The organism is Streptomyces sp. SID486, from assembly GCF_009865385.1.
In the GTDB taxonomy this organism is placed as follows: Bacteria; Actinomycetota; Actinomycetes; order Streptomycetales; family Streptomycetaceae; genus Streptomyces.
Window position 1 is genome coordinate 19,967 of record NZ_WWJT01000684.1, and the last position, 11,400, is coordinate 31,366.

Here is an 11,400-nt window from a genome sequence, read left to right on the forward strand (position 1 = left end):
GGTGGACCACCTCCGGTGTGAGTGCCCCGGGCTACCGGGCGTTGGGCCGGGCCCCGTCCCGCGCCGCCGCTTCCATCGCCGCGAGCCGGGACAGCATCGGCATCGGGTCCACCCCCACCGAACCGGGCAGGAACTCCGCGATCCGCTCCGGGGTCCAGGAGCCCTCGGCATAGGCCGACCGCAGTTCCCTGGGCTGGGCCCACACCGCGATCTTGGGGCCGGCGACGGTGTACACCTGCCCGGTGATGTCCTGACCGGCAGCCCGGTCGGACAGCAGGTACACCACCAGCGCGGCCACGTCCTCCGGCTCCCCGATCTCCGCCAGGGCCATCGGCACGCCGGCCGACATCCGGGTCCGCGCCACGGGCGCCACCGCGTTCGCGGTCACCCCGTACTTGTGCAGGCCGAGCGCCGCGCTGCGCACGAGCGAGATGATCCCGCCCTTCGCCGCGCTGTAGTTGGGCTGGGAGACGGAGCCCTGGTGGTTGCCGCTGGTGAAGCCGATGAGGGTGCCGGACCGCTGCTCGCGCATGACGGCGGAGGCGGCCCGGAAGACGGTGAAGGTGCCCTTGAGGTGGGTGGCGACGACCGGGTCCCACTCCTCCTCGGTCATGTTGAACAGCATCCGTTCCCGCAGGATGCCGGCCACGCACACGACGCCGTCGATACGGCCGTACGTCTCCACCGCCGTCTCCACGACCCGCCGGCCGCCGGCCATGGTGGAGACGTCGTCGGCGACCGCGACGGCCCGGCCGCCGGCCGCCTCGATCTCCTTGACGACGGCTTCGGCGACCTCGCTGGTGGGCGAGGCCCCGTCCACGGCGACGCCGTAGTCGTTGACGACGACCTTCGCCCCCTCGGCCGCCGCCGCCAGGGCGACCGCCCGGCCGATCCCGCGGCCGGCCCCGGTCACGGCGACGACCCTGCCTGCCAAGAAGTTCCCCACGCCCGGCCCCTTCCCGCGGTTTCTGACGGTCCGTTAGATTTTATGGCCCGTCGGACGCGCGGGCACAAGCCCCGGGGAGGCACCGGATGACACTGCCCAAGGAGTTCCAGGAGATCGCCGGGCGCGTGAACAACTGGGGGAGGTGGGGCGCCGACGACGAGACCGGCACGCTGAACCTGGTCACGGACGAGGTGGTGCGCGCGGCGGCGGCCGAGGTGCGCACGGGCCACCGGGTCCCGCTCGCCCTCCCCCTGCACCAGGACGGTGTGCAGACGGGGATGATCCCGGGCCGGGTCAACCCGCTGCACGTGATGGTGCAGCTCAACCAGGAGCTGTTCGGTCCGGGCACGGTGGCGTGCAGCGACGACGCGGTGACCATGGGGCTGCAGGCCGGCACCCACTGGGACGCGCTGACCCATGTCTCGCACTCCGGGAAGGTCTACAACGGCCGCCCGGCGCAGACGGTCACCGCGCACGGCGGCGCCGCGTTCGGCGGCATCGACAAGGTCCGCCACCTCGTCTCGCGCGGGGTGCTGCTGGACGTGGCACGCGCGCGCGGCGTGGACCGGCTGGCGGGGGGCCACGCGGTGACGCCGGAGGACCTGGCGGCGGCCGAGGAGTTCGGCCGGGTGCGGGTGCGGGCCGGCGACGTCGTGCTCGTGCGCACCGGACAGGTGCAGGTGTACCTGGCCGGGGACAAGCACGGCTACGGCTATCCGTCACCCGGGCTGTCGGTGCGTTGCCCGGAGTGGTTCCACGCGCGTGACGTGGCGGCCGTCGCGAACGACACGCTCACGTTTGAGATGTTTCCGCCCGAGATCGAGAATCTGTGGCTGCCCGTACACGCACTGCACCTGGTGGAGATGGGGATGCTCCAGGGCCAGAACTGGAATCTCGAAGAGTTGTCCACAGCCTGTGGAGAAACGGGACGGTACGCGTTCCTGCTGTCGGCGATGCCCGAACCGTTCGTCGGGGCGACGGGCACCCCCGTGGCACCGGTGGCGGTCCTCTGAACGGCCGCGGACCCGCGGATGGCGGCGCGGCTCCCCCCACGGACACGCACGCGCCGCCACCCGATGCGACCCACACTCGACAAGGGCCGGCGGCAGGCGGGCCCTCGCCGTCCCCTCGCGGCGAATCGACGCCCCCCAGCCTGATCACGTGCCCGGGGGACGTCAACGCCGGTGCGAGGACGTGTTGCGGCACCGCGTGTGCGCGACCAGCGCACGGTTGCACCCCCGGCGCATCACGGCCGGGGCCCCTACACCGCTTCGAAGGCGAGATCCTGGTACGCGGACAGTCCGCTCCCGAACGCCATGGCCGCGCTCTGCCGGGATTGTGCGCAACGGTCCAGTTCGCACCAGATGCTCTTGCCGGCGCCGTCGGGGCTCCAGCCCCAGCGGTCGGCGAGGCAGTCCACGAGGGCGAGCCCCCGGCCGCCGGTGGCGTCACCGTCGGCACAACGGGGCACGGGCGCGCGGGTGCTGGTGTCGGCCACCTCGACCCGCACCGTGGCCGACGCGCCGCGCTCGGCCACCGGGGCGGGCAGGCGGAGCCGCAGCACGGCCGGGCGGCCGGTGTGCACGACAGCGTTGGTCACCAGCTCGGACACGAGCAGGATCAGGGTCTCGGCCAGCGGCTCGTCGGCCGTTATCCCCGATCCGGCGAGCCGCGAGCGCGCCCACCTCCGGGCCCGCCCCACCTCCGCGGGGTCGGGCCGGATCTCCAGCTGCACTTGAAGCACCTGCACCGCTCACACCATCCGAACCGGCGGACACATGTCCCCACGCCGTCCGCGCGCCACGGCTTCGGCCGCGGCGACGATCACGACGAGGGCCACGATCGTAGCCATTCTCTGCATGGCCAGAACAACGGCCAGAGCAAGGATCACGGACTGTGACTCCCTTGCGAGACAGCATGGTTGACGTACAGTCACCCCAACAAGCGCTTCAGGCATATTCCCGCGCGAAGGAGTACGCGTAGGGCATACTGTGCGACGCTCGTGCCGGGGAGTCGAACAGGCGGGGCCGAGGGCCCTCGCCGCCTCGCGAGCAGCGACGCGCAACGCGCTGATCGGCACCGCCCCAGGGGCACCGTCGGCACGGCTCGTACGCGCAGCCACTCGCATCTCCCTCAAGGTACCGGAGGGGGCACCCGACTCCGGGCCGTGACGAGTCACGTGAAGGACACAACCGGGTATCGACGCTCAGTGATTCCACTCCGCCACGATCCGCGACATCGTGGGCCAAGGCTTCGCGGGCGGCCCGGTCCGCGAAGCCGCCGGCGGCGGTTCAGTCCGCGAGGGCGGCGGCGAGCAGTTCCTCACCGCACGCGCCTCCCCCGGTGCGCCGCGCCCGCACCCAGGCCCGTTTCAGGTGCAGATGGACATCGGCCTCCCAGGTGAAGCCCATACCGCCGTGCACCTGGAGGCAGTCACGGGCCCCGCGTACGGCGGCCTCGTCGGCGAGCAGCCGCGCGGCGGCGGCGTCGGCGGGATCACCGGTCACGGCGGCGGCGTAGACGGCCGCCCGCGCGGTCTCGGCCCGCACCAGCAGATCCGCGCACAGGTGCTGGACGGCCTGGAAGGACCCGATCGGCCGCCCGAACTGCTCCCGGGCCCGGGCGTGTTCCACGGCCAGCTCGCACACCCGTCCGGCCGTACCCAGCTGCTCGGCGGCACTGAGCAGCACGGCGACGGGATCGGGGGCGAGCTGCCCGGCGACGGTATCGGCGGCGAGCTGCCGGGCGGCGGGGCCGGGGGTGAGCTGCCCGGCGGCGCCGAGCGGCGCGGCGACGGGATCGGGGCCGGGGTCGCGGGCTCCGGCGGGCGGCCCCTCGGACCCGGCGCGGGCCTCCCGGGTGCCCGCGCCGGGGATGCGGTGCAGGGGGGTCAGGGGGTCCACCGAGCGCAGCGGTACGGCACCGGAGGCGTCCCCGCGGACGACGTCCGCCGCGTCCAGCCACTCCGCCAGCTCCCCGTCGACGGCCGCCACGACCGTCTCCCCGGCCGCCGCGCCGGGCACGGTGCCGGCCGCGAGATGCGTGGCCACGAGCGGTCCGGGCAGCAGGGCCCGGCCCGCCTCCTCGAAGGCCAGCACGGCCTCCGGCAGCCCCAGCCCGACCCCGCCGTCCGCCTCCGGCAGCCGCAGCGCGAAGAACCCCGCCTCCCCGAGGGCCCGCCACAGCGCCCGGTCCAGCCGGCCCGGGGTGTCGACGGCGGCCCGCAGCGCCTCCCGTCCGAAGCGCCGCGCCAGCAGCTCCCGCACCCCCGTGCGCAGCGCCCGCTGGTCGTCCGTGAGCCGGAAACGCACGGTCATCTCCCCCTCGGCAGGCCGAGGATCCGTTCGGCCACGATGGTGCGCTGGATCTGCGAGGTACCGGCGGCGATGGTGTACGACAGCGCGGACAGCCGGTCGAGCACCCAGGGCCGGTCCAGGTCGAGGGCGTCCGCGCCCAGGACCTCGGCGGCGGCGTCGTACAGCTCCTGGCGGGCGTGCGAGTAGCGGAGCTTGAAGACGGAGCCGCCGACGCCCGGCACCCCGCCGCTCGCCTCCGCCTCGCTGACGTTCCACTGGGTCAGCCGCCACAGCGCCCGGAACTCCGCGTCCAGCCGGCCCAGCCGGCGGCGCAGTGCCGGGTCGTCCCAGCGGCCGTTGCGCCGCGCCGTCCGGGCGAGTTCGCCGAGCACCCGGCGGCAGGCGACGACCTCGCCGACGAAGGCGGTGCCGCGCTCGAAGGAGAGGGTGACCATGGTGACGCGCCAGCCGTCGTTCTCCTCCCCCACCCGGTCGGCGACCGGCACCCGCACCTCGTCGAGGAACACCTCGGCGAACTCCGCCGAGCCGGCGAGCGTGCGCAGCGGCCGTACGGTGACGCCGTCGGCGTCCATGCGCAGCGCCAGCCAGGTCAGGCCCCGGTGCCGGGGTGCGTCCGGGTCGGTGCGCACCAGCAGTTCGCACCAGTCGGCGACCTCGGCGTGCGAGGTCCAGATCTTGGACCCGGTCACCACGTACGCGTCCCCGTCCCGTCGCGCGCGCGTGCGCAGCGAGGCGAGGTCGGAGCCGGCGTCCGGTTCGCTGAACCCCTGGCACCAGACCTGTTCGCCCCGCAGGATCGGCGGCAGCCAGCGGGCCCGCTGTCCGGCGGTGCCCTCGGCCGCGATCGTCGGGCCGGCGTGCAGCAGTCCGACGAAGTTGGCTCCCACATAGGGTGCGCCGGCCTTCTCGGTCTCCTCCAGGAAGACCATCCGCAGGGTCGGGGAGGCGTCCCAGTGGACACCGGCGTACCCGGCGTCGTGGAGCATCCGCTGCCAGCCGAGGTCGTAGGCGCGGCGGCCCGGCCAGTCGTCCGGGGCCGGTCTGGCGGGCAGGGTGGGCAGCACCTCGGCGAGCCACTCGCCGAGGCGGGCCCGGAACTCCGCCTCCTCGGGCGTGTCGCAGAGGTCCATCAGCGGTCGAGGTCCAGGCCCAGCATGCGGATGGCGTTGCCCCGCATCAGCTTGTGGACGGTCTCGTCGTCCAGTCCCTTCACGTGGTCGAGGGCGACCTCCTTGGTGTGCGGGAAGGTCGAGTCGACGTGCGGGTAGTCGGTCTCGAAGGTGGCGTTGTCGCGGCCGACGACGTCGAGGGACGCGACGCCGTGCTTGTCGCGGAAGAAGCAGCAGAAGATCTGCCGGTAGTAGTACGTCGACGGCGGCTCGGGGACCAGGTCCCTGACCCCGCCCCAGGCGCGGTGCTCCTCCCACACGTCGTCGGCGCGCTCCAGGGCGTACGGGATCCAGCCCATCTGCCCCTCGGAGTAGGCGAGCTTCAGCCGCGGGAACTTCACGAGGACCCCGCTGAAGAGGTAGTCCATCATCGAGGCCATCGCGTTGTTGAAGCTCAGCGACGCCTGGACGGCGGGCGGCGCGTCCGGGGAGGCGGCGGGCATCTGGGAGCTGCTGCCGATGTGCATGTTGACGACCGTGCCGGTCTCCTGGCAGACGGCGAAGAACGGGTCCCAGTGACCGGAGTGGATGGAGGGCAGCCCGAGGTACGTGGGGATCTCCGAGAAGGTGACGGCCCGCACCCCGCGCGCGGCGTTGCGCCGGATCTCGGCGACGGCCAGCTCCACGTCCCACAGCGGGATCAGGCACAGCGGGATCAGCCGGCCGCCGCTGTCGCCGCACCACTCCTCCACCATCCAGTCGTTGTAGGCGCGCACGCAGGCGAGGGCGACCTCCTTGTCGTGGGCCTCGGCGAAGGTCTGCCCGCAGAAGCGGGGGAAGGTCGGGAAGCAGAGGCTGGCCTCGACGTGGTTGAGGTCCATGTCCGCCAGCCGGGCCCTGGGGTCCCAGCAGCCGCGCCGCATCTGCTCCCGGGTGATGCCCTCCAGGGTCATCTCGTCCCGGTCGAAGCCCACGGCGGCGATGTTGCGCTTGTACGGGAACTTCAGGTCCTCGTAGATCCACCAGTCGGTGGGCTGGCCCTGGGGGTCCATGGTGATCTGGTACTTGCCCCCGACGTAGGCCAGTTCCCCGATCCCGGCGGTCAGCGGCCTGGGGCCGCGGTCGCGGTACTTGGCGGGCAGCCACGTCTCGAAGAGGTGGGCGGGCTCGATCACGTGGTCGTCGACGCTGATGATGCGGGGCAGTTCGGTCGCCATGGGTCCCCTCCGCCGGACGGTACTCGACTGGGGCCTGCGTATCTGATGGCCCGTCAGATAGCATGTCACCTGACGAGTCGTCAGCCAAGCAGGGGGCATCCGTGAACGAGACCCCGCACAGCCTGAGTTCCGCCCGCACGCTGTGGGAGCTGGTCGTCCGCCGCGCGGCCGTCACCCCCGACCGCCCGGTCCTCCTCCAGGACGGCCGCCGGCTGACCTTCGGCGGACTGCGGTCGCGGGCCGAACGGGTCGCGGCCGGCCTGTACGGCATGGGCGTACGCCCCGGCACGGTGGTCGCCTGGCAGCTGCCCACCCGGATCGAGACCGCCGTGCTGTCCTTCGCGCTGGCCCGCCTGGGTGCCGTGCAGTCCCCGGTCATCCCCTTCTACCGGGACCGGGAGGTCGGCTTCGCCCTGCGCGAGTCGAAGGCGGAGTTCTTCGCCGTGCCCGGCGTCTGGCGCGGCCACGACCACACGCAGATGGCCCGGCGCCTGGGCGCCAAGGGCGTGTTCGAGGCGTACGGCGCCCTGCCCGACGGCGACCCGTCCGTGCTGCCCCCGCCGCCCGCCGAGGGCGGCTCGGTGCGCTGGATCTACTGGACCTCGGGCACCACCTCCGACCCCAAGGGGGTGCTGCACACGGACCGCTCCCTGATCGCGGGCGGCGCCTGCCTCGCGCACGCGCTGCGGCTGTCGGCGGACGACGTGGGCTCGATGGCCTTCCCCTACGCCCACATAGCCGGCCCCGACTACACGGTGATGCTCCTGCTCTACGGCTTCCCGGCGGTGATGTTCGAGCACTTCGCGCTCCCCGGCGCGCTGGCGGAGTACCGGCGGCACGGGGTGACGGTGGCCGGCGGCTCCACGGCCTTCTACTCCCTGTTCCTGGCCGAGCAGCGCAGACGGCCCGGCGAGAAGGTGATCCCGACCCTGCGCCTGCTCGCGGGCGGCGGCGCCCCCAAGCCTCCCGGGCTGTACCACGCCGTGGTCCGCGAGATGGGCGTCCAGCTCACCCACGGCTACGGCATGACCGAGGTCCCGATGATCACGATGGGGGATCCGTGGGACACCGCCGAGAACCTGGCCACGACCGAGGGCCGCCCGCCGGCGGGCATGTCGGTCCGGGTCGTCGACGGCGAGATACGGCTGCGCGGCGAGGCCGTCTGCCAGGGCTATCTGGACCCCGCCCAGACGGCCGCGGCCTTCGACGCCGACGGCTTCCTGCGCACCGGCGACCTGGGGCACGTGACGGACTCCGGCCATCTGGTCCTCACCGGGCGGCTGAAGGACGTGATCATCCGCAAGGGCGAGAACATCTCCGCCAAGGAGATCGAGGACCTGCTGGCCGGGCACCCGGCGGTGGCCGACTCGGCCGTGATCGGCCTCCCGGACGCCGAACGCGGCGAACTCGTCTGCGCCGTGGTCGAACGGCCGCCGGGAGCGGCCGTCCTGACCCTGCCGGAGGTCGTCTCCTTCCTCCGGGCGGAGGGGCTGTCCGTGCACAAGCTGCCGGAACGGCTGGAGGTGGTGGACGCCCTGCCCCGCAACGACACCCTGCGCAAGGTGCTGAAGTACAAGCTCCGGGAGTCCTTCGCGCCGCCCTGCGCGGACGACGGCTGAACCGGACCGGGTGCCGTCCGCGGGGGCGGCCCGCGCTACTCGGCCACCGTGAAGTACCGCGCGAACGCCGGGACGATGTCCGGTTCGCCGATCCTGCCGTCGCCGTCGGTGTCGAGGGCGGCCGCGGTCGCTCCGGCGATGTCCTCCGGCACCCGCAGGACCCGCAGCACGCGCGCGGTGTCGGCGATGTCGACGCGGCCGTCGTCGTCCGTGTCGGCCACCGCCAGGGCCGCGTGCAGGAAGGGGCGGGCGATCTCGGCGAAACGGTCGGGGTTGTCCCGCAGCCGCTTGACCGCGCCGGTGACGAACTCCTCCCGGGTGATGCGCTGGTCGCCGTCCCGGTCGGCGATGCCGGCCATGCCCTGCCAGAACGCCTCCGCGCCCGAGTACAGCGCCTGCCCCTTGTCCGAGCGGGCGGGTACGGCGAACTCGGCGAGCAGCGCCTTGGCCGCGGCGTTGAAGTCCCCGCGGTCGATGTAGCCGTTGCCGTCCTGGTCGAAGGTGGCGAACCGGGCCGCGATCCGGCGCTCGTACTCGGTGCTGACCATGTCTGTTCGGACCGCCTTACGTGAGGCTCGTACGTGAGGGTCGTGCCGGTCGGTGGGCCGGCCTGGCTGGGAGCGTACGACGCGGGTGGCCGCCGGGCGGCGGAAACCCGGCGAATGTGCCAGGACCGGGGGAATTCCGGGACAACAGTGTGGCTCGGGCGGGGGCGTGTCGGCCGTTCGTACGGAGGTGCGCCGGCTCTCGGGGCTGACCGGGTCGTCCAGGATGTCCGGGCTGTCGGGCCGTCGGGCTGTCGGGGCCGTGCGGGCTGTCGGAGCTGTCGGGGCCGTCGGGGCCGACCGTGCGGAGGTTCTTCAGGCGGAGAGCGGCCCGGCCTCGTCCGTGGTCGCGGAGTCCAGGTCGGGGTGGACGTCGAAGAGCCGCCGGACGCCGAGCGCGCCGAGGACGCGGTTGACGTGGGAGCCGTCCTCGGCACCGCGGTCCGGCAGGATCAGCCGCAGCCGGCCCTGGCAGGAGCGGATCAGCCGGCGGGCGGCGATGAGGACGCCCACCCCGCTGGAATCGCAGAAGAACACGTCGGAGAGGTCCACGACGAGGCTGTGGCTCCCCTCGGCGACGACGTCGTGCACGCGCTGGCGCAGCACCGGCGAGGTCATCAGGTCCAGTTCCCCGGACACCCGGAGCACGGCCCACTCGCCTTCTTCGACGCCGGTCACATTGAATGCCACGGCCACGCCCCTCCGCTCGCCGGATCTCGCGGAACCGCCCGGAAACGGAAGCAGTTCCTACGTTACTTTCCGCGCGGCTGCCCAGCGGCCGTTCCCTGAAACGTGACGCGGCAAACGGTCGGCGATCGACAAGGGGCTTGTTTCGGTCACTATCGATCGTGTTCGATCAAGGATGTGCGCGTCTCGCGTGAAGGTTGTGTGAAGAGGGCACTATCACCTGCGACGCTCCCGGGGGCGCACATTGACACAAAGGGGCGTGCGCTGTCTGACGTGCCGACTACATTCGAGAAGACAGGACCGACAGGCTGGACGGGCCGGACACGGCGAGGGGAGGGGACCGCATGGTGAGGAAGGACGCACCGCCGCGCTGGGACCGCAAGATGCAGCAGCGGCTCGCCCGCGGTGAGGCCGCCGCCCTCGGCGAGCTGTACGACCGGTTCGCCTCGCTCGTGCACAGCCTCGCCCACCGCGTCCTCGGCGACGAGGCGGCCGCCGACGCCGCGACCCGCGAGGTCTTCGCCCACGTCTGGGAGCACCCCGAGACGTACGACCCCCGGCAGGGCCCGCTGCGCTCCTGGATCGCCGCGGTCACCCACCGGGTCGCCGTACAGCGGCTGCGGGACCGGGAGGAACGGGAGGAGCCACGGCCCGAGCAGCTAGAGAGCACGGTCCGCCGCGCCTCGGTCGCCGCCCGCGCCGACTTCATCGTCCACTCCATGCCCGCCCCGCTGCGCGCCGCCCTGGACTCGGCCTATTTCCAGCGCCGTGACTACCGCCAGACCGCGGTCGACCTCGGCGTCACCGAGGACGAGGCCCGCCGCCGGCTACGCCTCGGCCTCCAACTTCTCTCCACCGCCCACGACACGGGCACACCGCCCGGTTACCGGGGTGCGGTGTGAACGGCGCCGGCTGGTACGAGGCACACGGCGACCACGGCACCGGTGGCGGCGGCACCGGCGCGGGGGACTCCCCCGGCGACGCCGGCGGCCCCGGGTCGGGCCCGGCCCGCATACCCACGCCCCGCGCCTCGGTGGAGGACAGCGGGCGTCCGCTGCCCGACCGCGCCGACCTGGGGGACCCCGCACCCGTGCCGCTCGACCTGTCGCACGACGTCCTGAAGTCGCTGCTCGGCGCCTGGGCGCTGGCCGCGTGCTCGGCCGCGGAGACGGCGGCCGTGGAGGAACACCTGGGCGACTGCGGGAGCTGCGCCGACGAGGCCCGGCGGCTGCGCGAGGCGGTCGGCCTGCTGCACCAGCCGGAGAGCCTGGACCTGGACCCCGCCCTGCGGACCCGGGTGCTGGGCAGCTGCCTGAGCCGCCGGCCGCCGCGCATCCCCGTGCCCGACTGGGCGGCGCCGTACGACGCCGAGACCGCCCGGCTGGACGCGCTGCTGCAGGACTTCGGGGACGCGGAGTGGCACGCGCCGGTACGGCTGCGCTGGTTCGAGGCCGACACCCCGACGAGCCGTCCCACGACGGTCGCCGGGGTGATCGCACACCTGCTGGCCGTGGACGGGCTGATCGCCGCCGCGCTCGGCCTGGCGGACCCGCTGGCCGAGGTCACCGGGGCGGCGGAGCCGGGTGTCCGGGGGCCGGCCGGCCGCACGGAGGCGGTCTGGCGGGCCCCGCACTTCCCGCCGGTCCCCCACGCTGCGGGCGGGGCCGCCCCCGGCTCGCTCCACTCGGTGCGCGGACCGTGGCGGGAGCAGAGCCACAGCCTGGTGCGGACGGTGTCCTTCACCGGCGGCCACGCGGGCGGACTCGGGGTGCCGTACGGCGACTTCGCGCTGCCGCTGCACGACGCGATGCTGGACCGCGCCTTCGAGTGCTGGGTGCACGCCGAGGACATCGCGGAGGCGGTGGACTACCCGTACCAGCCGCCGGCGCCCCGGCACCTGAACCGGATGATCGACCTGGCGGCCCGCCTGCTGCCGACGGTGCTCGCCGAGCGCCGCCGC

The 11,400-nt window shown here is 73.6% G+C and carries 11 protein-coding genes; 4 read left to right on the forward strand and 7 right to left on the reverse strand.

All coding sequences use genetic code 11. The features are described 5' to 3' along the window. Positions 1-31: 31 nt before the first annotated feature. Positions 32-946 carry an SDR family oxidoreductase gene (locus GT045_RS31815; protein WP_161336298.1) on the reverse strand — a complete coding sequence of 305 codons (915 nt, stop codon included), beginning with the start codon at positions 944-946 and terminating at the stop codon, positions 32-34. Between the two features lie 86 nt (positions 947-1,032). Between GT045_RS31815 and GT045_RS31820 the strand changes: the two genes are divergently transcribed. Further along, positions 1,033-1,959, forward strand: coding sequence for a cyclase family protein (locus tag GT045_RS31820; RefSeq protein WP_161293614.1), 927 nt, complete (start codon positions 1,033-1,035; stop codon positions 1,957-1,959). A 248-nt stretch (positions 1,960-2,207) separates the two neighbouring features. Here GT045_RS31820 and GT045_RS31825 read toward each other — a convergent pair whose 3' ends face one another. The 4 genes from GT045_RS31825 to GT045_RS31840 form a co-directional block, all read right to left on the reverse strand. Then, positions 2,208-2,681, reverse strand: a complete 474-nt coding sequence (locus tag GT045_RS31825) for an ATP-binding protein (RefSeq protein WP_161336302.1) — start codon at positions 2,679-2,681, stop codon at positions 2,208-2,210. A 556-nt stretch (positions 2,682-3,237) separates the two neighbouring features. Continuing rightward, positions 3,238-4,257 (reverse strand): acyl-CoA dehydrogenase family protein, encoded by a 1,020-nt coding sequence (locus tag GT045_RS31830; RefSeq protein WP_161336303.1) that lies wholly within the window; start codon positions 4,255-4,257, stop codon positions 3,238-3,240. A 2-nt stretch (positions 4,258-4,259) separates the two neighbouring features. Then, positions 4,260-5,393: an acyl-CoA dehydrogenase family protein gene (locus GT045_RS31835; protein WP_161295327.1), complete on the reverse strand. Its 1,134-nt coding sequence runs from the start codon at positions 5,391-5,393 to the stop codon at positions 4,260-4,262. Continuing rightward, complete coding sequence (locus GT045_RS31840; RefSeq protein ID WP_161295329.1) at positions 5,393-6,589, reverse strand: amidohydrolase family protein; 1,197 nt, start codon at positions 6,587-6,589, stop codon at positions 5,393-5,395. Before GT045_RS31840 ends, GT045_RS31835 begins: the two co-directional genes overlap by 1 nt. Positions 6,590-6,690: 101 nt before the next feature. On the opposite strand from GT045_RS31840, the gene GT045_RS31845 reads away from it, so the two are divergent. Then, complete coding sequence (locus GT045_RS31845) at positions 6,691-8,208, forward strand: AMP-binding protein (RefSeq protein WP_161295331.1); 1,518 nt, start codon at positions 6,691-6,693, stop codon at positions 8,206-8,208. A gap of 35 nt (positions 8,209-8,243) precedes the next feature. Here the strand turns inward: GT045_RS31845 and GT045_RS31850 are convergent, their stop codons facing one another. Both GT045_RS31850 and GT045_RS31855 read right to left on the reverse strand, forming a co-directional pair. Then, positions 8,244-8,756 carry an EF-hand domain-containing protein gene (locus GT045_RS31850; protein WP_161295333.1) on the reverse strand — a complete coding sequence of 171 codons (513 nt, stop codon included), beginning with the start codon at positions 8,754-8,756 and terminating at the stop codon, positions 8,244-8,246. A gap of 312 nt (positions 8,757-9,068) precedes the next feature. Further along, complete coding sequence (locus tag GT045_RS31855; protein WP_161295335.1) at positions 9,069-9,449, reverse strand: STAS domain-containing protein; 381 nt, start codon at positions 9,447-9,449, stop codon at positions 9,069-9,071. Between the two features lie 335 nt (positions 9,450-9,784). Here GT045_RS31855 and GT045_RS31860 point away from each other — a divergent pair, with 335 nt between their 5' ends. Next, the gene (locus GT045_RS31860) at positions 9,785-10,342 is read left to right on the forward strand and encodes a sigma-70 family RNA polymerase sigma factor (protein ID WP_161295337.1); all 558 of its coding nucleotides are present in this window, start codon (positions 9,785-9,787) and stop codon (positions 10,340-10,342) included. After that, positions 10,339-11,400: zf-HC2 domain-containing protein (locus GT045_RS31865; RefSeq protein WP_345942814.1), on the forward strand; the 1,062-nt coding region annotated here is incomplete at its 3' end. The genes GT045_RS31860 and GT045_RS31865, both read left to right, overlap by 4 nt.

Coding starts and splice junctions, on each gene's coding strand:
- GT045_RS31820 (WP_161293614.1), top strand. CDS start 1,033: ATGACACTGCCCAAGGAGTTCCAGGAGATCGCCGGGCGCGTGAACAAC.
- GT045_RS31850 (WP_161295333.1), bottom strand. CDS start 8,756: ATGGTCAGCACCGAGTACGAGCGCCGGATCGCGGCCCGGTTCGCCACC.
- GT045_RS31840 (WP_161295329.1), bottom strand. CDS start 6,589: ATGGCGACCGAACTGCCCCGCATCATCAGCGTCGACGACCACGTGATC.
- GT045_RS31860 (WP_161295337.1), top strand. CDS start 9,785: ATGGTGAGGAAGGACGCACCGCCGCGCTGGGACCGCAAGATGCAGCAG.
- GT045_RS31835 (WP_161295327.1), bottom strand. CDS start 5,393: ATGGACCTCTGCGACACGCCCGAGGAGGCGGAGTTCCGGGCCCGCCTC.